Here is a 23,349-nt window from a genome sequence, read left to right as displayed (position 1 = left end):
GTCGCAGAGTTACATGCCACTACTCTGTACACACTTGATTACGGCCATTGGCTTTAGCTCGGTATAGCGCTTTATCGGCACGGTAGAAGGTACGCTGAGTATTTTCTCCGTCGCGATGTAAAGTGATACCGATACTCACGGTTAAACCGCGTTCTCCGAGTATTTCATGCCATCCGAATTGGAAGATGCGCTCTCGATAATTTTCAGAGTGCATTTCTGCTTTCGCAAGATCAGTGTTTTCAAGGATGACTAGGAACTCTTCCCCGCCAAACCTGACACATGACGCGCCTCTAAACTTAAAGTATGAACGTAGCTCTTGAGACACACTAACAATCGCTTTATCGCCCACTAAGTGACTCAGTTCATCATTGATAGACTTGAAGTGGTCAATATCAATAACCATCAGTGCGAAAGAGGTATCGTGCAACAGCATGTCTTTCAATTTCACATCTAACCAGCGACGGTTGTGTAACCCTGTCAATGGATCGGTGAATACGTCTTGTTGAAGCTGAGCAACCGCATTCTTGTGTTGTTCCGTTGTCTCTTTCAGCTCTTTGTTTTCTTGTTCAGAGAGAATGAGTTTGAGTTGTAATTCAAAACGGGACAGGCGGCGTAGTTGGCTTGCACCGAGTTCACTGATCGGGATCTGCTTCATCAGATCGGTTTCAATTCGGTAGCCTTTTTTCTCATAGCTTAGCGCTTCTTGAAAACGCCCTTGATTCATACACACATCACTCAGCGAATCGTAGAATCGTTTTGCAAGTACTGGCGACGAGTAGGCTTTCACGCGTTTGTCTGTGCTCGACAAAATCATGCTCGCGTAGTCTTGCTTGCCGGTTGCACTTAGGCAATGTGAGAGCTCTAGACGAGTCATGGTTGCAAGCCAGCTTGCTTGAGTGCTGTTGGCTGGGTATTGAACCTTAGACAGACAGCGTAGCGCTTCATGGTGTTTTTTCTTAGCGCGCAGTACCTTTGCTTGGTAAAGCAGTATTTGAGCTGTGAGCAACTTGTCACTGACCAAAATACTCAGTTCTTCGCACTCATTCAGTAAATCGCTGGCTGCTGTAATGCGATTGAGTAGAAGTAGGCTTGCTACCATATGCAGCTTGAATTTGAGGCGAAGTGAGCGACTGCTTATCGCATGGTCTATGCTGCTGATTTTTTGGTAGTAACGAAGTGCTCTGTTGTGATCGCCATAGGAATCACACAGGTTGCCCATGCCTAAAATAGCTAATACATACTCATCGATATGACCGTGTTCAACCGCGATAGTCGATGAACTGACGAATTCATTGAGTGCTGAGGTGTAATCACCAGTTTCAACTAAGCGGTCACTTAAACTGGTTTTGACTGTCAGAATATCTTCGATATCGGCAGGAAGGTGGAGCAGATCGAGTGCTCGTCTCAACTCTTCGATACAGGTTTGATTTTGTTGTAACTCGGCACGGTATTCAGAGCTAATGATATAGCAGTGCGCTTGCTCTGTTTGCGTTGTCGAAACGTGCTGACGAATGTGGTTCCAGAAGATGATCGCTTCTTCACCTGATACTGATGAAGGGTCTAAACCGGCGTCTGTGATCTTGCTTAATAGAGTTTCCATTATTCTATTACCTCAGCATCGTCTTCTTCTAATTGTTCAAGCGTGAACGGGAACGTCAAAATATCATTGAGGCTGACGGTCGGTTTCGAACCCTTTAGTCCTTTTCTATGCCATGGATAGATATCAAGCATGGTGCTGAGAGTTTGGAAGGTTTGCTCTGCGGCTTCGCCTTTTTCGGAAAGCATAAGGGCCACACGTTCAGAACTTAGCCTTGCGATGAAGTCATTCTGGTTACATAAAGCATGAGCAATCTCGGTACAGACATCTAAGTAATCAGTATCGACATGATGGAACATAATGATGCTGTGGTTTGAACGTTTAAGCTCTGTCTTGAACAGCACCAACTTTTCCCACCAAAAGGTTTCAGAGACAACGTAAGAGAGGTGCTTTTCAGGATCGTACTCGTGCTGACCGCGAATACGATTAATCAGTTTTCGTGCTCTCTGTTCAAGTTGGCGTTTTGAACTGCGTGCTTTGTCCAAACCGACACGTGTCGTTTGCTCTTTGAGCATGCCGATAGAATATTGACGGTACTTTTTAAAGGCGACGAGCGCGGCTTGGAAGTCTTGGTTTTCTTCCGCCACCAAGGATTGTTGGTAACAGATTTGGCTCAGCAACTCGCCATTATCGAACTCGTTTGCGGATTGTTCTGCGAGCCTCAGTAATTCCGCCGCTTGTTCTGGTCTTTTTCTCAGGAGCTCCAATCTAGCTCGGCTGATGTATGAGTGCGCCTTCATCCAAACTAGGTTGTGTTCAACTGCCAGATTGTGCGCTTTGGCCGTGGCGCGCTCCGCGTCATCTAAGCGTTCAAGACCAAGTAGGGCAAGGCCTCGAAAGTCCCATACCTCTGCATGCCAAGTGTTATCTTTATGGTCTTTTAATGCTTCTTCTGCACCGTCCAATACCGACAGCATTTCAACATAGTTGTTGAGCAGGTAGTAATCCCACGCAAGCAGTATTCTGGCTTTACCCTCTAACCAACCAATGCGGCTGTTGTTAGCAACTTTAACGGCAAGCTGGTGGGTAGAACGTGCAAGTTTATATTCGTGGGTCATCCGCCAAATATTGCCAAGGCCAATGAGGCATTCAATTTGAATTTCGACTTCATCAACCAACGCGGACTGCTCTAAAGCATTGATCCAGAACTGTTGGGCGGAATAGTACTTGGCTTGTCCCCAGAACTGGAGCGCGTGTAAATGGAGGATTTCGGGCAGAAAAAGATCGGTATCTAATCGGCTTTGGCGCTTGTAGGCTTCCTTGATGTATTTTAAACCTTTTTGGTAATCCATCAGGTTCCAGCTACATCTTGCCATTAACATTAATGACTGGATGGCGCCCTCTTCAAACAGAACTTGCTCTGATCGGACTAGGCACTGCTGGGCAACCTCTAGGATCACCGATGGCTCAGAGTCGACACGAGTTTTAAGTTTTTCTAATTCTGTTTCAAGAAGGTACTGATTTTTGTCCAAGACTTACATCCATGATTATCGAACATATTGATAACACAATCATTATAAGAGTGTGATTTGAGATAAGCACCAATTATCTTTCCTAGAGCGTCAAAGGAACATCGATCTTTTCTAATTATGGGTGTTACCTCATGTTGTTGCTTTAAAATCAATGAGTTCCCGAATAATTATCTAAAGGCTTTGTTGCTATGAAAGTAGTTGCTTTAGAGTTAATGGCAGCTCTGCTACGCCTAAGCGCTGTGCTGCCGTGAGCCCTTGCTTATTTTGGTAGCACAGATTGTGCCAAGCTCTAAATATGTCGAGCAATGGAAGAATGCCCCCAGGACGAAGCTTACGTCTGGGCTCATTAATAAAGCTATCAAATAACAGCTGAAAGCGTTGTTGATAGAACTTAGTTTGTTGAATTGAGGCCGTGTTAAACCACTGTTTTGGTTCTGGATTGTTACCGGTTAGGTAGCAGATACCTTTCTGGTTATCACCTTGATTGGCAATAGCCCAGCGATCGCGCCACCAACTCATGTGAACGATGTCGATCTTTTCAAAACTTTGATCGTCTTGCCAGCCTGAATCTTCCTCGACGTACATAAGGTCAATATTTTGACTCTGAATACGCGGCAAACATACGCTTAAAGCGGCAGATCTTAGTAATGGATCTTGTGGCATATAGATGGCGACATGCTTGTCTTCGTTACACATATCCAACACATGTAAGAAGTGAGCATAAGAGGTATAAGGCGGTCGAATGAGTGCGCCTTTTGAAGGGTAGCTAAATGTGGTGAGGTTACCCATAGGGTCCTCAACGTTACCTCTCGCAAGAATCACTTGGTATTGCTGTTCAATGCGCTCTTTTAGTTTGTCTGAGGGCTGAGGCAGTTCGAGATTTGCTTCTGAAGAGTGCTCCTTGGATACAAAGCGTGCCACATCATCATAAGGGTTGTGGTCGACGTTTCCTGATGGTTCTTCATTTTGAGAGTAGTTGACGTGCTGGCAAAGGATATAACCAGAATGCGCCTCGCCCGTCGCTATCCATACCACACCGTTGTTACTTTGTGGTTGCAGACGCTGGTAGTGAGATGCGAATTCGTAATCTTTTGCATGGTTAACCCATCGTGCATCGATCATCGCTAATTTACGACGACAACGGCTCGCGATATGGTCAACATGATCATAGAAAGTCTTTGGGTTGATCTCTAATTTTCGGCAGATTTCACGTACAGAATAGCCCATGAACAGTAAGCCCATGAGGTTCTCTTGAAATTGGAGTTTTTTGTTGGACCCAGACCATTTATCAACGAAGGTTGATTGGCAGTCTTTGCATCGATAACGCTGCCTGTCGCCACTGTAGCCGAAGGCATGATAAAGATGTTTGTGGGTATGAACCGATAAGCCGAAGTTATCGCAGTCATCATTACGACAAGCAGGGAGCCCGTCGCTGTGAAGTTGTCTTAGGCGATGAAGTTCGCTTAACACTTCACGATTGTTAAGTAAGGGGGGGAAAGCTCCACATTCACGACAAACCATCGCTGGACGCTTAGGGTTCGCGTGTTGCAAAACATACCGTTTTGCATCGCTCAAGCCAAAGTTGTCACACGCCAATGTTTTACAAAAGTTGAGTTGCAAACCATCCGCATCTTTTGGCAGCTTGTCGTTAGACACGATCTCCCCCTCGGGATTATTTGAGCAGCCAAGCGAGCCTGGCTGCGGGGTAACGCTTTTCAATGTATCTTTTATCAAATCGTTAGATGTTGATTGCTGTCTCTAGAGCAACTTTCATCATGTCGTTGAAAGATTTTTGACGCTCTTCAGAACTTAGTTTTTCACCACGGATGATGTGGTCAGATACTGTTAGGATAGTTAGTGCTTTAGCACCAAGGTCTGCAGCAACGCCGTAAATACCAGCCGCTTCCATATCAACACCTAGGATGCCTAGCTTTTCCATTTTTTCGAAAAGGTCAGCTTCTGGAGTGTAGAAAAGGTCTGCAGAGAATACGTTACCAACTTTAACTGGAACTTCTTGTGCACGAGCTTGGTTTACTGCTTCTTCTAGAAGGCCGAAATCAGCGATAGCAGCGAAGTCGTGGTTGTTGAAACGAATGCGGTTTACTTTTGAGTCAGTAGATGCACCCATACCGATAACAACGTCCATTAGTTTAACGTCGTCACGTACTGCGCCACAGCTACCAACGCGAATTACGTTTTTCACGCCGAACTCAGCGATTAGCTCGTGTACGTAGATGCAGCATGATGGGATACCCATACCGTGGCCCATTACAGAAACTTTCTTACCCTTGTAAGTGCCTGTGTAGCCAAACATGTTGCGAACGTCACAAACTTGCTTCACGTCATCAAGGAATGTTTCTGCAATGTATTTTGCGCGAAGCGGGTCGCCCGGCATAAGTACTGTTTCTGCGAAATCACCAGCTTGAGCATTAATATGAGGTGTAGCCATGGTCGTTCTCCAAAGTTTAAACGGTAATTATAGGAACAGGATTTAATCAATTACCGATTCTGTTGAATTGAATTCGTTTTGTTGAGGCAATATTAGCGAGTTAGAACGTGGCTCCATGAGACTTTAGTCACAAAACAGGTCTGCCATTATAGTTTTATTAATATTGATAACTAAATCTGTTGAAAGCGTAAAGGCAATCGATTTTGTATGGGTTAATTGCAAGCGAATGAGAGGAAAAGGCCCACACATAAACTTGTTGTCTATCAGTTTCGAGACAACAATACGTTGTAGAGACGTTTGATCAGAGATAATCTAAACTTTGATAAAAGACAAACCAAGGATTTGTATGTCGCATTGCGCTAACTCGACGCCTTTGCCGTCAATGAAAACACGACTTCACAGGGCGGCGTCGCTTGTTGTAAGAACTACTTTGCTTGCCAGCGGGATAGCTTCATCGTGGGTGTCTGCTGCAACCTTTGAATTGCCACCAACGGAAAGCCGCATTGTGGGCAGAATCCAGCAGCATGAAGTGGCGGCGGGCGAAACCTTGGCCATCATTGCCAAGCAATACGATATTGGTTTTCTCTCTTTAATGGCAGCCAACAAAGGGGTGGATCCTTTTCTTCCCGCGGAAGGCTATGTGTTAAGCATTCCAAGCCGCTTGATTTTGCCTGACACCCCAAGAAAGGGGATTGTCATCAATCTTGCTGAGTTAAGGTTGTATTACTTTGAGCCTGAGAAAAATCAGGTGCATGTTTTCCCTGTCGGCATCGGTCGAGTGGGGCGTGATACTCCCGAGATGATCACCAAGATAAGCCAAAAAAGACCGAATCCAACATGGACGCCACCAAATTCAATCCGCAACGAGTATCTTGAAAAGGGCATTGAATTACCGAGAGTGGTTCCTGCCGGGCCGGAAAATCCATTGGGAGAGTACGCTTTGAGGCTTGCTTATGGCGCTGGCGACTATTTGATCCATGGTACAAACAAAGATTTCGGGATAGGTTTACGAGTTAGCTCTGGTTGTATCCGAATGGAACCTAAAGACATTGAGTGGCTGTTTGAGCAAGTGAACCGTGGTGAACAGGTCACCATTATCAATGAGCCGATTAAGGTGTCATTAGAGCCTGATAGAAGTGTGTTCGTAGAAGCGCACGAGCCATTAACTCGAAGTGATGGTTCAAAGAAATCATTACAGATCCCTGTGGAACTAAAATGGTGGCTTGAAGACGCAGAACTGCCAAATTCAAAGGCGAAAGCGGTTATCTTTGCTCAAAACGGCGTACCTGTAGAGATAGCACCACCTGTGATTGAGTTTTAATTCGATTGCCTCTTCTGCAACAAGGGGCGGTTTTATCTTGTTTACTCGCATTAGTGTCACCCAAAAAAAGCACCACATCCGATAAGAAGTGGTGCTGTCTATATACTGCTTTTTGCGACTTATTTAATCTACAGCTTAATCGCGATTAGATCTCAAACTACTTAGTGTAAGACTCAGCGATGTTGTCGATACGGTCGTTAGCACGGTCCGCTTCTTCTTTCGCTGCCATTGCGGCTGCTTCTGCTTCTTGAGCCTTCATTTCAGCGGCTGCTTTGTCACTCTTAAGTGCTTCAACTTCGCTTGTTAGTTGAGCGACTTGGTTAGTTAGTTGATCCATTTCTGACACTGCAGCTTCTTCTGGCTCTGAAGAACAACCGGCTAAAATGAAAACTGAGGCTGCAGCTGCGATTAACGTCTTATTCATAAAAACTCCTTGCTTATTTATCATCAAAAGATGCGCTATACATTCTTTATCATATAGTCGCTTCATTAATGATTGTAGCGACTAATTTTTTAACTGCAAAAACAATAACTAAAGAAATTGCTAAATTTTTGAGGTAATTAGCTAAGTATCACGTTGTGTCTCATTTATGAGATGAAGGATTTAGAGACGACTTGAAGGTGTTTTTGGAGAGCTATCCCTTTGCTAGCAATGCATACGTTGTTCTAGCTAAAGATAGATAAAGGGATAAATTTACTGTGATCTCTATCCTTATAAAGTACTTTCGCGGTATCATGTCACGTTAAATTAATTTTATTCAATACCATCATGACTGGAGAGTCCTTTGCACTTTAAAGATTTAGGCTTAGATAACCGCTTACTGAAGAACTTAAAACATTACGACTTCAAGAAGGCGACAGAGATCCAATCAAAAGCGATCCCTGTTGCTATTGCTGGTAAGGATCTATTGGCTTCATCAAAAACGGGATCAGGAAAAACATTGGCGTTTGTGTTGCCAATGATACATAAAGCATTAAAAACAAAAGCGTTTTCTGCTAAAGATCCTCGTGGTGTAATTTTGGCTCCTACTCGTGAGCTAGCGAAGCAAGTTTACGGCGAACTGCGTAGCATGCTTGGTGGTCTGTCTTATGAAGCGGCGCTTATCTTAGGTGGTGAGAACTTTAACGACCAAGTTAAAGCACTGCGTAAGTACCCTCGTTTTATCGTTGCGACTCCAGGCCGTCTTGCTGACCACCTAGAACATCGTTCATTGTTCCTAGATGGTGTTGAAACGCTAATCCTTGATGAAGCGGACCGTATGCTTGATCTGGGTTTCGCTCCAGAACTTCGTCGCATTGCCAATGCAGCTAAACACCGTCGTCGTCAAACGTTGATGTTCTCTGCAACGTTAGATCACGCTGAAGTAAATGGCATTGCAAATGAAATGCTAGACGCACCTAAGCGTATCTCTGTTGGTGTTTCTAACGAGCAACACTTAGATATCACACAGAAATTCTACTTATGTGATCACCTAGATCACAAAGAAGCGATTTTAGACCGTGTACTGGAAGAAGCTGAATACCGTCAGGTAATGATCTTCACAGCAACACGCGCTGATACTGACCGTTTAACAGATAAGTTGAACGAGAAGAAGCTTAAAGCGGTAGCACTGAGTGGTAACCTAAACCAAACGCAACGTAATGCTATTATGAGCCAGTTCGAGCGTGCGGTTTACAAGATCTTGGTAACTACCGATGTTGCTTCACGTGGTATTGATATTCCAAACGTGAGCCACGTTATCAACTTTGATATGCCTAAGCATACGGAAGAGTACGTGCACCGTGTAGGTCGTACTGGCCGTGCGGGGAACAAAGGCGATGCGATTTCTTTGGTTGGTCCAAAAGACTGGGACAGCTTCAAGCGTGTTGAACTTTACCTTCAACAAGATTTGACCTTCTCTGTACTTGAAGGCCTAAAAGGTAAATTCAAAGGCATTAAGCCACGTAAACCTGCGTTTGCTAAAGGCGGTCCTGCTAAGAAGAAGACCAACACTCAAGCGAAGAAAACGCCGAAGAAACCAGTTAAGCGCGATAAGAGCTTCCACCAAAATGTGGCCGTGGGTGATACCGTGTTTATCCCTAAGAAGAAAGTCGCACCAAAAGTGGACGACGAGTAATCACCAGCCAGTTTTAAAGCGTTTGCTAGTAAAACTGACATAAATAAAAACCGCCAATATTAGGCGGTTTTTTTGTATCTCGACCTTGGCTCAGCCATTACTTTTCGATATTTAGTTAGAAATTGAACGTCGAGAACGAATACGCCAAGATGTGGTCGGCAATGTATTTATGAGTAGCTGTAGTTGGGTGTGTCACGCCCCAAAATACATAACTGTCTGAACCATAGGTGGCACAGTCATTGGTTAAGCTGTGGCTTCGCAAGTAGTCCGCGGCTGAGCTTCGATTGATATTAAGACAAGCATCGCTCGCGTTTCGAAAGCCATGTTGTTCTGGGTTATCGGTAATGCTGGCGAACAACGCACTTGCATCGAACAACACCACGTTTTTCCCTATACCTTGGTAATACTCGGCTTGAGCTTTGATGAACTGGTTGAATTCTAAGATCTTGCCACGAACTTTTATTATCTCTTGTTCGGTAGAGTATTTGAATTGAGGGGCTTTGGTTGCATCGGGTAAGGTGAACAGCAGGATATTGTTCGCACCAGATTCTGTTAAGCGGATCAGCGCGCTGCTAAAGTCAGCCTTTACATCGGCGACTTCTCGGTTGTAATTCATGAAGTCATTGAGGCCAAACTCTAAAGTAAACAGTGAGTTTTCCGGACGATAGTTTTTGGCGACTTTCATGTAGGTCAGATAAGAGGTGACTTGATCATAAACACCAGTCAATGCCACGTATTGGTTGGTACCTGCGGCGCCACCCACAGCCCAGTTATACAGAGGAACGTCTTTGGCTTTTGCTAAATATTCGGTCCAAACCAAACCGTTTGAAAAGTGCCCTAGAAACCATGAGTTTGCATTTGGGAAAACCCATTGAGAGCCATTAAATAGGTTCCCAGTGTCAGAGAGGCTATCACCAAAAGTGACAATGCGATTGATGCTATTGGCCTGGAACGCGTTATCGTTGGTCCAGATGGAGTGGTTGTAAGAGAAGCGATTATCTGCGGCAAAGTAGGTAATGTCAGCTGCGTCATGTTGGATGCCGAGAGTCTGTTCGCAACGCTGTTTGATTTCAGACTGTGGGGTATCACTGTAGAACATGTTCTTGAAAGAAACAGAAGACCACCAATATCCGTTGATCGTGTAATCGTCGCCGTTTTCTTTTTTCGCCCACTTCCAGTCGGTGGCTGCAGAGTCGTGCGATGCATCGGTTCGATACCAACATCGAACATAAGAATAGGTCTCAGAACCTTGTGTACTGAGCACTTGTGCGGATGTCATCGATTCTGGTGTCGGTATGGAGTCATCTGCAGCATAAGCCCCAAATGGTATGGTTAACGCGAGTATTAAAGCCGTATTTTTCATCACTGTATTCTCTTTTGTATTTAGTGAGCCAAACAAAACGTTGTTGCTTGTTGTCTATTTCTTGTTGCCTCTTGCTTGTTGATAAGTGGATAAGTAAATAACTGGTACGACCTATATCTAGGAGCAATAATTCTCGTCAATACATTCAGGTTGTTGGCGTTTCATAATTGGTATAAGTATCAAATTTTCAACGACTTTCTGGTTGAAAAGTAATCAAGTCGAAGCGAGGGATTTATCATTAATATTCGATTTTAGTGGGCTATGACTTGCCAGTTTGTCGCCGCAGATCTAAATGAGATAAATTATTTTGGGAATGTTGGTTTTTATTTGGTCAAGATAATTGAAGTTATAGCTTCATGGTTTTTTGTTAAATATTAATTTAATCAATAGCTTATTGTGGTTATGCGTCTGGTCTGATTTTATTTTTCTAATGTTCATCACAACTGTTTAATTCAAGTTCGCCATCACAAATATGAAGTCGTTACTTTCTGTTTTATAAAATCATCATCTACGGTCCTTTTACTCATCAGAGGTCTAATCTGTTTAAGGAAAGAGCATTGAAAAAGATATTAATTTGGACGATAGCCTGCCTATCCAGTTTTGGCGTATATGCCGGAACGAGCGCATCAGCATTAGAAGCCAGCGGATACACTGAAACGAAATACCCCATTATGTTGGTACATGGTCTGTTTGGTTTCGATACATTAGCGGGCGTTGACTATTTCTATGGCGTACCTGAATCCCTAACCAAAGATGGCGCGAACGTATATGTCGCTCAGGTCTCTGCAACCAACAGTTCAGACGTCCGTGGTGAACAGTTACTCAGCCAAGTTGAAACGCTGTTAGCTGCAACAGGAGCAAGTAAGGTGAATCTGGTTGGTCATAGCCACGGTGGGCCTACGGCTCGTTATGTTGCGTCAGTTCGACCTGATCTTGTTGCTTCAGTGACCAGTATTGGCGGTGTGCATAAAGGTTCTAAGGTCGCTGATCTCGTTCGAGGGAACGTATCTGAAGGCTCTGTCACAGAAGGTATCGCGGTTAAATTAGCAGGTGGATTAACGACACTGATTAACCTTTTATCTGGTGGAACGGATCTCGACCAAGACGGCCTCGCTTCTCTTGAAGCATTGACCACAGAAGGCTCGCTAGCCTTCAACCAGTTTTACCCTGAGGGCGTTCCGACGTCTGAGTGTGGCGATGGTGAGTGGCAAGCAAGTAACGGCGTTTATTACTATTCATGGACAGGGTCTTCCACTTTTACCAACCTTCTTGATCCTACCGACGGAGCGATGACAATCCTAGGCTTAGCCTTCAACGAACCTAATGATGGCTTAGTAGGAGCATGCAGCGCGCATTTGGGCAAAGTGATTGGTGATGATTACAAAATGAACCACCTAGATGAGATTAATGGGTTATTGGGAATTCACCACTTGTTTGAGACAGATCCTGTAACTCTATATCGTCAGCATGCCAATCGATTGAAGTTGGCTGGCTTGTAGTCTGCAAAGCCGTTTAACAAGAAAACAAGGGAAGTATGATGAAAAAGACCGCCATTTTGTCGATAACCACGATAGCCCTGATGAGCACAGCGGCGGTCTTTTTATATCTAAATAATCAAGATACACATACTGACGACGAACAACGCGTCTCCTCATTGAAAGTCACCTCTCAGCAAGATACCGACATCGATAACGCATCAGCAAAAGACATGATGGAATATTTCGTGTCAGGTAATACAGAATTAACCCTTGAAGATATTCGAGACAACGTGGCGAAACACCACGAACAATCATCAACAACCGTGGTTGATGAAGCACTGTTTGCCAAATATCTTGAGTATAAGTCGGCACTGACATCGTTGGACGTGCAGTTCGGTACCACATCCATTTCCGCTGATGATCTACGTGCACTCAATCAAGCGCTCCTTGACCTCCAAGCTCAGTTTTTCAGTGAGAGCGAGATAAGTATTCTGTTTACGCACGACAACAGAATGAGAGAAATCGCCTTAGAAAAGTTACTTCTGAAACAGGAGGGATTAGAGGATGAAGAATACCAACAAAGACTCGAATCCTATCTATCTGAGCAACCTGATTATGTTCAGTCGAGTCACCAGAATCAGGTGTTACTCCAACAGCTCTCTAGCTCTGAAGGTCTCGATGAACAGGGTAAATACTTAAAGAGAAGCGAACTTGTCGGTGAAGAAGCAACCCAGAGACTTGAAGCACTTGATAAACAAAGAGCGGCCTTTGAAGACTCGTTAGAGGTCTACTTCGCAGAACGAAATGATGTCTTGAAAGATTCATTCCTATCAAAAACCGAACAACAAGAGAAGATTGCGCAACTTAGGACTGAACATTTCCTACCAGAACAGCTTAGAAGGGTAGAAGCGATTGAAAGAATTCGAGCGGCTGAATCTCGTCAGTAGTGTCTAAAAGCGAAAAACCAGCCATGATGGCTGGCTTTTTGTTTATCGGCGAGTTCTAAAGAGCATACAGCCTGAATCTGTTTGCCTTGAACTTCGTACCTTGAAGCCTATACCTTAAAGTAATCCAACTGCTGCTTCTGTTGTTCTGCTAGGTTAGAAAGCTCGTGGCTTGCTGCAGCGGCTTGAGTAATGCCGGTAACGTTTTGGCTTACTAGGCTGTAGATGTTTGAGATGTTACGGTTGATGTCTGAGGTTACTTGGCTTTGTTCTTCTGCGGCAGAGGCAACCTGAGTGTTAATCTCAGTCATGTCCGTTACCGAGTTAGCAATGCCTGAAAGCGCCGCGCTTACTTCACCTGCAAGAGTTTGGTTGTGTTCCAGCATAGCCAGTGAGCTGCTCATGCTTTCATTCGCGTTACCGGATTGAACCTGCAAACCTTCAATGATGCTTTGGATCTCTTTGGTTGAATCTTGTGTACGTGCCGCTAGCATTCGAACTTCATCAGCAACCACTGCGAAACCACGACCGCTTTCACCTGCACGAGCGGCTTCGATTGCTGCGTTAAGCGCAAGCAGGTTAGTTTGTTCAGAGATACTTTGAATCACCTCAATCACTTTACCAATCTGTTCAGAGTGCTCTTTTAGCGTGCCCACAACATTTGCAGCTTCGCTTAGCTGAATCGCCATCTGTTCGTTAGCTTTGTTGCTTTCATTAAACAAGCTCATGCTGTGTGTCGCCATTTCGTCAGCTTGCTTAGACGCTGAGTCGGCTTGTACTGCGTTCTCATTAACGTGTGCTGCTGTGCTTTCCAATTGGTTCACAGCAGAAGCAACTTGCTCCACCTCTTGCTTCTCTTGGTCTGAGTTAACGCTGGACTGTGTCATTACAGCCGCTAGCTCTGTCGACGCAGAAGCCACTTCGATACTGATTCGAGACAGCGAGCTTACCGTGTCACGCAGCTGTTCAACAGACTGGTTTACGTCTTGCGCTAGGCGTGAGATTTCGTTGTCGCCATACTCTTCTGCTTTAACTAACAAGTTACCTTTTGCTACTTTCCGCATCGTTTCTTGAATGTTGCTGATCGGCTTAACAATGATGCCAGCCAGCGTCCAACTGATAATTAGAGCTACAGATAGGATCACTAGAAGCGCAATGGTTGCGGTATCGAGTGTGCTGGTGTGTTGCTGACCATTGATGTCGACTTCTTGAGTCGCAAGCAGATTCAACTTTTTAGAAAGCGTGTTGATCGCTTGCACCATGTCATTACCCGCGTGTCGGTATTGGTCGATTGCGATCTGGTAGCGGTTTTCAAAATCTGAAGAGAGTGATGTATCGCCGTGTTTCGCTCTTAATAGAGGAAGCATGGTGGTGCGAGAAAAGTCGACATAGTGATTCATCGCTTTGTTCATCGCGGCCACTTCATCTTGCATGCCTGGCACTGTGTCTAATGAATTCAGTAGGCGAGTATTTTGGTCGCGTTTTTGGTTTAGTGTTTCAACCAGTGTTTTTACGTCATCAGCATTGAATAGACTGTAAATCGCTTTGATGCGCATGCCATAGCTGTTGTCGACGATTTCGCTTAGTTCTTCTTTATGTAAGATTAACTGGTCGGTCGCTACTGATACATCTTTGAATGCACTTTCTAGCTTTTCACTACCGATAATGACACCGGCTAAAAGTAAAACGACGGAAAATAGTACGGGTATAAGAATTTGTATTTTGATTGATAAGCCACTGAGAAGTTGGCGCATGTAATGTCCTTCTTGAATAAAACAAATAGATGAGAATTATTATTATTAGAATTAGTTGGCGATTCTAACTAATGAGACTGACAATTCAATCAGTAATGAATTCGATTTTGATATATGAGATAGATATTTGATAAATTTTGAATATTTATTGTACAAACAAGGCTTTAGCCATTTTTAAGGTAGGGTTATTTGGCACAGAACCTTGTGTGGTATTAGGTAATAAAAGGGATGGCGAGATATTGAGCGGTTTAGCTTAAGTAGGTTGGAATGAATATTCGGTGCCTATGAGTGGGGCTAATTTATTACTTTAAGGCTAATTGGTAGGGGAGAAACAAGAAAATAAATTGCAGTTGTCATATAGGCTTCAATTAAGTGAAACACAACTGTCATATTCGGATTCTAAAGTAGGCCTCGTTCAAGCAAAACACAACATTACGGCAATAACGCCACTAAAGGAAATTTGTGATGAAAAAGACAGTTATCGGTGCAATCGCACTACTAGGCGCTCTAACAGTGAATACAGCTTCAGCTAAAGAAACTATCTCTGTAGTTGGCTCTAACAGTGCTTCTCCACTGGTTGAAGTTTTTGCAGAAACCTACATGAATAAAGGCGAACCAGTGTTCATCGAAATTCAAGCACCAGGTTCTTCTGCAGGCATCAAAGCAGCAAAAAATGGAAGTGCTGACCTTGGTATCTCTTCTCGTGACCTAAAAGAAGAAGAGAAAACAGCTGACCTGAAAGAGCTAGTTATCGCTCGTGACGGGATCGCAGTTGTTGTAAACCCAAATAACGAAGTATCTGCTCTTACAGCTGAGCAAATCACTTCAATCTACAAAGGCGATATCACTAACTGGAAAGATGTTGGCGGTGCTGATAAGCCAATCGTAGCAATCACTCGTGATACTGCATCTGGTACACGTGGCGCATTCGAAGACATCATGAAGCTTAAGAAGAAGATTGGCGATAAGAAAGTATCGGCTATCTCTCAACGTGCACAAGTTGCAAACGGTAATGGCGCACTTAAAGTTTCTGTAGCAAGCAACCCATACGCTATCGGCTTTATCTCTCTAGGTACAGTTGACGAATCTGTTCAAGCTCTAACTATCGACGGCGCTGCTGCGACTGTAGACAACGTTAAGAACGGTTCTTACAAAGTTGCTCGCCCATTCCTAGTTCTTTACAAAGCCGGTGCTCCAACAGCTGAAACTCAACAATTCCTAGACTGGATGGTTGCAGATGAAGCTCAAGCTATCGCTGGTAAGAAAGGCTACATCACAGTTAACTAATCTTAACTGACTCAATCTTAATTATTGCTCAGCCTGCTTTAGGCTGAGCCTTTTCTTTCAACTTTGTTTATTTCGAGCTCTTATTGAGCCACAAAGTTTGAGATTTTATATATGACCATCGCAAATAGTGAAAAGCTTATGAATACTGAAGCGACTCAAATCAACAAGCCAAGTCTACGTGCTAAGAAGCGCATTGACTGGAGAGAAAGAATCTTCCACGGCTTGTTCTTATCGAGTGCTATAATCGGCATCGTATCACTAGCCGTTATCGCTTACTTTATCGTTGCAGAGAGTATCCCTGCATTCCAAGAGGCCGGTGTTTCTGGCATCGTTCTGGGTGTTGACTGGTTACCTCCAGCTCTATTCGGTGTTGCAACTATGATTGTTGCATCGATTGTTTCGACACTTGGAGCTGTAGTTGTTGGTGTACCGGTAGGTGTATTAACCGCTATTTTTATTGCTGAGATTGCTCCCAAGCGTCTTGCAGATATTATTCGACCAGCAGTTGAGCTTCTAGCGGGTATCCCGTCGGTAGTTTACGGCTTCTTCGGTCTAGTAATTATCGTTCCAATGATTCAGAACATTTTTCAAGTACCAGCAGGTAACACTATCCTGGCGGGTATCATTGTTCTGGGTATCATGATTCTTCCTACCGTTATAACGGTTTCTGAAACTTCGATTCGTGCTGTACCTCGTACATACAAAGAAGGTTCACTTGCACTGGGTGCTTCGAAAATCTACACGATTTTTAAGCTACTCGTTCCGGCTGCACGTTCAGGCATTATGACTGGTGTGATTTTGGGTATCGGTCGCGCACTTGGCGAAACGATGGCAATCATCATGGTGATGGGTAACGCGCCAGCAATGCCAGAAGGTATTTTGGACTCTGCACGTACGCTAACAGCAAACATTGCAATTGAAATGTCTTACGCAAGTGGCGTTCACGCTAACGCACTGTACGCAACAGGTGTTGTACTTCTAGTGTTCATCATGATGTTAAATGGTGCTCTACTTTATCTTAACCGTGAAAAAGCGAAGTAGGCGAGGATAAGTAATATGGATCGCGTAAAACTAAAACAAGCACGTCAAACCAAAGATAACATCCTAAAAGGTTTTATCTGGGCAGCTGCAGCTGTAACCGTTGGTTTCTTATTCTGGATTATTTGGTACATCCTATCGAACGGTCTGCAATACGTAGATTGGAACTTCATCACTGACGATTACACTCGTACTGGTGAAGAACGTGGTATTTTCCCAATGATCATTGCCACGATCTACATGGTAATCGCATCGATTGCGGTAGCCGCGCCACTGGGCATCATGACGGCGATATACTTAACTGAATATGCGAAAGTAGGTAGCCGATTGGTGAAAGTGATTCGATTCTGTACTGAGTCGTTAGCTGGTATCCCATCGATCATCTTTGGTCTGTTCGGTATGACCTTCTTTGTTTCGATTCTTGGTCTTGGCTTCTCGATTCTGTCGGGTGCACTAACGCTAAGTATCCTGATTCTTCCTGTAATCATTCGTACTACAGAAGAAGCATTGATGGCAGTGCCACAAACTTACCGCGAAGGCTCATACGGCCTTGGCGCTTCAAAAATCTACACTATCTGGCGTTTGATCTTACCAAGCGCAATGCCAGGTATCTTAACTTCGGTCATTCTTAGTATTGGTCGTGTAATTGGCGAATCAGCACCTGTATTTTTAACAGCAGGTATGGTGGCACGTGTTCCTGAGTCGGTATTCGATTCTGGCCGTACACTAACGGTTCACCTATATAAGCTGACAACAGAGCTATTTACTATCGATGAGTGGAACCAAGCCTACGGCACGGCGACAGTCCTAATCGTACTGGTTCTCTTGATCAACATGGTTACAAAACTGATTGCGAGACGCTTCAACACGGCAACTTACTAAGCTCATTAGCTGGCTCATAAATAAAGCGAGCCCCCGTGATAAAGAAAGCATCAAGTTAGACACGAATTTAAGAATTTAGAGATTACGAACATGAATAAATTTGATATTGAGAACCTAGATCTGTTTTACGGCGACAACCAAGCGCTTAAATCTATCAACCTGCCAATTCCAACTCGCCAGGTTACTGCTCTGATTGGCCCGTCTGGCTGTGGTAAATCAACACTATTGCGTTGTTTGAACCGCATGAATGACCTAATTGAAGGCGTTACGATTAAGGGTAAGCTGGATATGGATGGCACTGACATCTACGGTAATATCGATGTCGCTGACCTACGTATCCGCGTAGGCATGGTATTCCAAAAGCCAAACCCGTTCCCAATGAGCATCTACGAGAACGTGGCATACGGCCTACGTGCTCAAGGTATCAAAGACAAAAAACACATCGATGAAGTGGTTGAGCGCTCGCTACGCAGTGCTGCACTGTGGGATGAAGTAAAAGACCGTCTTAAAGCGCATGCATTTGGTCTGTCTGGTGGTCAACAACAGCGTCTATGTATCGCACGTACCATTGCAATGGAACCAGATGTAATCCTGATGGATGAACCAACATCGGCTCTAGACCCAATCGCGACACACAAGATTGAAGAATTGATGGAAGATCTGAAGAAAGACTTCACTATCGTTATCGTAACGCACTCAATGCAGCAAGCGCGTCGTATCTCAGACCGCACGGCTTTCTTCCTAATGGGAGAGCTTGTAGAGCATAACGAAACCAGCGTTATCTTCAGTGAACCAAAAGATGATCGTACTAAAGGTTACGTAAACGGTGACTTCGGTTAATCGACGATTTACGTGTGGTATTTAAGCGATTAGATACCTTTACACACTAACTGAAACGCAGGTTAGATAATCGAATAGAACAACAGAATTATCACTATAACTATAAGCGATGGAAGTTTTGCCCCACTATAGGTGGGGCTTTTTTATGTGTCTAAAAAATCCCCAATGTCGATGTGATTTTGGGCAGAGAATCCCATTTTTGTCGTCCTTCTCATGCTTATGATAATGTTAAAGGTGAAACTGCGACCCGCTTAACATCTCATTTTTACTTACATTGATTGCATATCAAGCCTTCTGTATTTTTGCTTTATTCTTAATCGCCAATGGAAGGAAGCTGTGCCTGTTAAAGCCTTTGCAAAACAAATATCTGCGACACGCGACCATCGTCTGTTGGCTGAGTCTCTTTTTGACTATCTGGTTAAGGTACTTACTCCAAAAGGGATAGGAATATTTGCTGAACCGACGCCGGAGAGCGACGCATTACCGCTTTTTTCTTATGGCGACCTAACCTCATTGGCGAGCTACCCCTCTACATTTTGGCCGTGGGTCTCACAGTTTGATACCGCAGACGGGGTTTTGCCAATGGCTATCAACACCTGCAAGTGGGAACACATGAAAGTGCTTGGTGGGGAGTCGTTTATCATGATGCTCGACAACGCACCTGCCTCCAGAACTTATTTAATTGTTCAAAATTGCAATGCTGAGAAGGTTAATCAAACCTTTGACCAAGATCTTGATGTGTTACAGCTCGCGGCTGCCCGTTGGCAATGTATTCGTGCCGAAAAGAACGCGGCGCTAGAAATCAAACACAGAGACACACGTGAAGCTCAATACTTAGATGAGATAAAGTTACGTGAGCTGTTTGTAGAGAACATGAAGCTGGTTCATCAGGTCGCGCTTGAGCTTTCTAACCCTGAGTCACTCGATGCTTTGTATAAAGCATCGGTTGAGGCTGTGCGAGACAGGTTAGGGTTTGATCGTGCGATCTTCATGTTGCTTGATATGAAAAAGCGTTGTTTCAGCGGCACTTATGGCACTGACGAAGCGGGTAAAACCAACAGTGAACACCACACTCAATACGATTTGCACCAACTTGAAGCGGAATACATTGAAGCGCTGTCTGATAACCATACTAATCTAGTCATCATCGATAATGCGCCCCTGTATACAGAAGGTAAGGTGGTCGGGCAGGGGTGGAATGGCATGCTTATCTTGCGTGAAGGCGACAAACCTGTCGGCTGGATCGCCATGGATAACTACATTCATCGCTCACCGATTACTAACTATCAAAAGCAGATGCTTGAGTCTTTTGGCTCTTTGCTTTCTCAAATCTATATTCGCAAGCGCCAAGAGCAGAACATACGTATGTTGCACTCGAGTATGGTTGAGCTGTCTCGATGCGATAGCGTCAGTGAAGTCTGTAAGTCCGCGGTTAGTTTTGCGATTCAACATCTAGGTATCGATCGACTGGCTGTTTTCCTAACAGACAAAAAGTGCAGTTACATGCAAGGTACTTGGGGCACTGACATCAAAGGCGATATTGTCGATGAGTCCTATTATCGCTCTGAGCTGGTGGAACGTGACATTGTAGCCGCAGCTCGTGCTTGCCCTAATCAAGTTGCCTTTGAAGAATCAGTTCCTATCTATCACGATTTCAATATTGTGGGAGTCGGTTGGACGGCAATGACCATGCTCACCACCAATACGGGTGAGCCGATTGCGTTTATCGCTGCTGATAACCTATTAACTCGCAGTCCTTTAACCTCACAGCTTCGTGAGGTAATACGTATCTTTGCTTCGAGCCTTGCTGAGGTGCTGCAAAGAACCATGGCTCAAGAAGAACTGAAAAAGCTCAATGAAACATTGGAGCAAGAAGTCAGTAAGCGTACCCAAGAGCTTGAAAGAGCCAATGAACAGTTAGACATCATTTCTAAATTAGACCCACTGACGCGCCTTGGAAACCGCCGTATGTTGTCGCAGGTTCTAGAAGACTTGAACGGTGACGATCAAGGTGCCTTTGCCTTACAGAACGAAATTACATTTGGCTTGATTCTTGTCGACCTCGACCACTTTGGTTTGTACAACAGTGTCTATGGTCATACTGAAGGGGATGCGGCTCTGAGGACGGTAGGTGAGATACTGAATGCCCATGTTCACAATGATAAAGAAACCTTCTGCCGGATTGGCGGAGAGGAGTTTATGTTGTTGATGATTGGCACGAATCACTCAGAGACAAAGCAACGTGCAGAGTCGATTAGAAAATGCATTGAAGAGGCAAAAATCCTGCATTGTGAAAGTAGTACCAGCCCATATTTAACGGCATCCGTTGGCTATGCCTCGATAACGTCTGACCAGCATCAGTTCGATTTTGATTTGTTGTATGGCAAGGCAGATAAAGCCTTGTATCAAGCCAAAGACTCGGGGCGAAATCGAATTGTTTCTGCCTTAAAACGTAAAAAAGTCACAGCCTCTCTTTCTTAAAATAAAGGCCGTTGATCTCAAGATGATCAACGGCCTTTGTGTTTTACTGTTCTTGATGAACAGCGTCGACTAAAGATTTTCTAGCGAACTATTATGCTTTTTACTCGCAACTCTCTTGGGCTTCTTCACCGTTTTGATTGCCAGCTCAGGGCTCCATGTTTGGGCTGGTGAACCGGCTTCACCATAAAGGCTTTGGTTTAGCTTGGTGAGTTCGGCTTCAACGGTTTGTAACGTCTCATCACTTAGATCTGTATTTTCATATTTCCATTGCTCAAATAAGGTTCTGGTCATCACGCCATCTTTCGTTCTTAGAGCTTCAATAAGCGCTTCTGCGGTATCTGATTGACGTTCAACAGTGTGTGTTGGTTTTGTCGTTACACCGCGGCGTGACCAGAAGTAGAATGCCAATGCTGAGCTGATTAGCCACAAAGCTGCAAATAGGGCGGTGAGATAAGGCCAGATCCCAGGGCTATCCACAGTAACAACCGTCGGGCTTACTTGTTGGGCGGGCGTAGCAGTTACTGGTGGAGTGCTTGACGTTGCGCGATCACTTGCTTTTACCGCTAACTCTAGCCCCTGCGCTTTGCTTGTTTGTTCTGATTGCAAATCGGTGTTAAACCAAGCTTGAGACACATCAGGAAGCGAGATGTTTCCTGCCTCTTTCGGAATCAAGACTTGCTTGTAAACAACGACAGAATCACCTGACTGAGTTGTGCCAAATTGCGGCTTCTCTTCATAAACACGTACCGAATTAGGGTAGGTGATATTCAGTTTTGGCAGCTGGTGTTGCGTTAAGTTGCTAGCCGTCATCGTGATGGTACGAGTTAACGAATCACCCGCTTCCATTTCAATGGTTTGGTTGTCGCCTTCTAAACCATTACTATTTCCCAGTTGATTGCCTTGGCTATCTGACCATTGTTGAATCAGTTTGAAGTTTGATGTTGGTAACCACTCACCTTGGTAGCCTTTTGGTACGTCCTTCACAGTTACATCTAAGATTTCAACGGGCGTGTCGAGCTGGAACAGACGCGTTGTACTGGAGTTGTTGGTTGAGTAAACAACGGCTCCATTCAGCTTCGGTCCATTCAGCTTAAACTGTCCGGCCTTTTGTGAAGAGATACGGAAAGACTGTTGAACTACCGTCACCTCTTGTCCATTGAGAACATCTTGAAATTGCTTCGATTCACCAATAGGTTCCACATCTAAGCCCGGCGAGCTCGGTGGCGCTATTTTAGGATCTTGCAGCCTTCTTGGGTCAGCTTTGATGATGAGTTTTACATCAAGCTCAGCCACTTCTTCTGGGTACAGCGAGTTCTTGCTGAGATTAAGCTGGAACTCTGCCATATCATGTTGAGTTGGAGCGGCTTTGTTAATTGCAACATTGATGGTGATAGGCTTGGTTTTTGCCCCTTCAATATCAAAACTCGGGATTTGCAACTTACCCAAACGCAGTGGAGCAAGGCTAATGTTCCATTCACTTGATACCGAACGGCTGCCATTGACGATTCGCATCGAAGACCCAAAGTTTGGTGTGCCAACATAGAAATCCTGCTGGAGCGCTGTTAGATCTAGAGCATCAGAGGAGACCTTTTCATCGGTTGCAACTCTAAGAAGGAACACTTCATCTTTGGTGACACTGTTATGTGAAACGCTCGCCACGGCGTTTGCAGCCAATACTGAGAAGGACGAGAAAGCTCCCAACAACAATGTTAGGAGTACGGATAAAAATGGCTTGTTTAAAAATCGCATGGTTACCACTTTTTGTTCTGGTTGTTAGGAGCACTTTTTTGTCGTGCTTGTAAAATCATTTGCGCTTTAAGCAGTTGGCTCGGGTCACGGGCGCTTTCTACTTGCTCAAGTTTTCGCATGTCAGGGTCGCTCGACAGAGGTTGATCTGAGGTTTGTGCTACAGCTTGCTGACTACTTTGCTCACCATCTTCTTTTGAAGCTTGTTGTGCGCTAGCACTTTGAGGTGTAGCGCCTTCTTGGTCACTCTGTTTCGGCTGATCACTGTTACTTTGTTGCGTGGCTTGCTTGTCGTCTTGTTTAGACTTTTCAGAGTCAGAGTGATTTTCAGGTTGGCCTTGAGATGAGTTTTGGTCTTGGCTACCGCGTTGATCTTGGTTACTGCTTTGATCTTGCGACTTGCCACTGGAGCTTTGTTGTTGATCCTGAGAGCTTTGCGAAGAATCATTTTGCTGACCTTGCTGACCTTGCTGACCTTGCTGACCTTGCTGATTTTTGTCTTTGGAGTCAGAATCGCCTTGCTGTTGCTGTTGCTGTTGCTGTTGCTGTTGCTGTTGCTGTTGCTGTTGCTGTTGCTGTT

General features: G+C 44.4%; 17 protein-coding genes and 1 pseudogene. 9 read left to right on the top strand and 9 right to left on the bottom strand.

The genetic code is table 11. The features are described 5' to 3' along the window. Nucleotides 1-19: 19 nt before the first annotated feature. The 4 genes from AB6D06_RS10070 to deoD form a co-directional block, all read right to left on the bottom strand. Entirely contained in the window at nt 20-1,600 is a 1,581-nt protein-coding gene (locus AB6D06_RS10070; RefSeq protein WP_372110163.1) for a diguanylate cyclase domain-containing protein, read from the bottom strand. Then, on the bottom strand, nt 1,600-3,069 hold the full coding sequence (locus AB6D06_RS10065; RefSeq protein WP_017072414.1) for a hypothetical protein: 1,470 nt from the start codon (nt 3,067-3,069) through the stop codon (nt 1,600-1,602). Before AB6D06_RS10065 ends, AB6D06_RS10070 begins: the two co-directional genes overlap by 1 nt. A gap of 186 nt (nt 3,070-3,255) precedes the next feature. Further along, entirely contained in the window at nt 3,256-4,725 is a 1,470-nt protein-coding gene (locus AB6D06_RS10060; RefSeq protein WP_372110162.1) for a lactate dehydrogenase, read from the bottom strand. A gap of 82 nt (nt 4,726-4,807) precedes the next feature. Continuing rightward, nucleotides 4,808-5,518 carry a purine-nucleoside phosphorylase gene (gene deoD / locus AB6D06_RS10055; protein WP_017061880.1) on the bottom strand — a complete coding sequence of 237 codons (711 nt, stop codon included), beginning with the start codon at nt 5,516-5,518 and terminating at the stop codon, nt 4,808-4,810. Nucleotides 5,519-5,864: 346 nt separating this feature from the next. Here deoD and AB6D06_RS10050 point away from each other — a divergent pair, with 346 nt between their 5' ends. Continuing rightward, nucleotides 5,865-6,839: a L,D-transpeptidase family protein gene (locus AB6D06_RS10050; protein ID WP_372110161.1), complete on the top strand. Its 975-nt coding sequence runs from the start codon at nt 5,865-5,867 to the stop codon at nt 6,837-6,839. 157 nt (nt 6,840-6,996) lie between these two features. Here the strand turns inward: AB6D06_RS10050 and AB6D06_RS10045 are convergent, their stop codons facing one another. Further along, nucleotides 6,997-7,263 carry an Lpp/OprI family alanine-zipper lipoprotein gene (locus AB6D06_RS10045; RefSeq protein ID WP_017064250.1) on the bottom strand — a complete coding sequence of 89 codons (267 nt, stop codon included), beginning with the start codon at nt 7,261-7,263 and terminating at the stop codon, nt 6,997-6,999. A 361-nt stretch (nt 7,264-7,624) separates the two neighbouring features. On the opposite strand from AB6D06_RS10045, the gene AB6D06_RS10040 reads away from it, so the two are divergent. Next, on the top strand, nt 7,625-8,956 hold the full coding sequence (locus AB6D06_RS10040) for a DEAD/DEAH box helicase (protein WP_017061883.1): 1,332 nt from the start codon (nt 7,625-7,627) through the stop codon (nt 8,954-8,956). 115 nt (nt 8,957-9,071) lie between these two features. On the opposite strand, the gene AB6D06_RS10035 is transcribed toward AB6D06_RS10040, so the two are convergent. Continuing rightward, on the bottom strand, nt 9,072-10,319 hold the full coding sequence (locus AB6D06_RS10035; RefSeq protein ID WP_372110194.1) for an SGNH/GDSL hydrolase family protein: 1,248 nt from the start codon (nt 10,317-10,319) through the stop codon (nt 9,072-9,074). A gap of 557 nt (nt 10,320-10,876) precedes the next feature. Here AB6D06_RS10035 and AB6D06_RS10030 point away from each other — a divergent pair. Further along, entirely contained in the window at nt 10,877-11,818 is a 942-nt protein-coding gene (locus AB6D06_RS10030; protein ID WP_372110160.1) for a lipase family alpha/beta hydrolase, read from the top strand. A gap of 38 nt (nt 11,819-11,856) precedes the next feature. Then, entirely contained in the window at nt 11,857-12,744 is an 888-nt protein-coding gene (locus AB6D06_RS10025) for a lipase secretion chaperone (protein ID WP_065583797.1), read from the top strand. Nucleotides 12,745-12,851: 107 nt separating this feature from the next. On the opposite strand, the gene AB6D06_RS10020 is transcribed toward AB6D06_RS10025, so the two are convergent. Beyond that, nucleotides 12,852-14,495, bottom strand: coding sequence for a methyl-accepting chemotaxis protein (locus AB6D06_RS10020; protein ID WP_372110159.1), 1,644 nt, complete (start codon nt 14,493-14,495; stop codon nt 12,852-12,854). A 465-nt stretch (nt 14,496-14,960) separates the two neighbouring features. Here AB6D06_RS10020 and AB6D06_RS10015 point away from each other — a divergent pair, with 465 nt between their 5' ends. From AB6D06_RS10015 to AB6D06_RS09995, 5 genes are all read left to right on the top strand, one after another. Then, entirely contained in the window at nt 14,961-15,782 is an 822-nt protein-coding gene (locus AB6D06_RS10015; protein ID WP_017064254.1) for a phosphate ABC transporter substrate-binding protein, read from the top strand. A 111-nt stretch (nt 15,783-15,893) separates the two neighbouring features. Next, nucleotides 15,894-16,823: a phosphate ABC transporter permease subunit PstC gene (gene pstC / locus AB6D06_RS10010; RefSeq protein WP_050643356.1), complete on the top strand. Its 930-nt coding sequence runs from the start codon at nt 15,894-15,896 to the stop codon at nt 16,821-16,823. 15 nt (nt 16,824-16,838) lie between these two features. Then, nucleotides 16,839-17,702: a phosphate ABC transporter permease PstA gene (gene pstA / locus AB6D06_RS10005; protein WP_017064256.1), complete on the top strand. Its 864-nt coding sequence runs from the start codon at nt 16,839-16,841 to the stop codon at nt 17,700-17,702. A gap of 90 nt (nt 17,703-17,792) precedes the next feature. After that, nucleotides 17,793-18,542, top strand: a complete 750-nt coding sequence (gene pstB / locus AB6D06_RS10000; RefSeq protein ID WP_004737715.1) for a phosphate ABC transporter ATP-binding protein PstB — start codon at nt 17,793-17,795, stop codon at nt 18,540-18,542. Nucleotides 18,543-18,878: 336 nt separating this feature from the next. Continuing rightward, nucleotides 18,879-21,023: a GGDEF domain-containing protein gene (locus AB6D06_RS09995; protein ID WP_372074476.1), complete on the top strand. Its 2,145-nt coding sequence runs from the start codon at nt 18,879-18,881 to the stop codon at nt 21,021-21,023. 69 nt (nt 21,024-21,092) lie between these two features. Here the strand turns inward: AB6D06_RS09995 and AB6D06_RS09990 are convergent, their stop codons facing one another. Together AB6D06_RS09990 and AB6D06_RS09985 are read right to left on the bottom strand one after the other, a co-directional pair. Beyond that, on the bottom strand, nt 21,093-22,772 hold the full coding sequence (locus tag AB6D06_RS09990) for a BatD family protein (RefSeq protein ID WP_372103930.1): 1,680 nt from the start codon (nt 22,770-22,772) through the stop codon (nt 21,093-21,095). 2 nt (nt 22,773-22,774) lie between these two features. Next, nucleotides 22,775-23,349 (bottom strand): annotated as a pseudogene (locus AB6D06_RS09985) (hypothetical protein); the annotation flags it as partial.

Origin of the sequence: Vibrio sp. 10N.239.311.G01 (assembly GCF_041465805.1) — a bacterium.
GTDB lineage: Bacteria > Pseudomonadota > Gammaproteobacteria > Enterobacterales > Vibrionaceae > Vibrio > Vibrio crassostreae_C.
The sequence above is the reverse complement of the archived record's forward strand: the minus strand, read 5'-3'. Positions and strand labels throughout refer to the sequence as shown.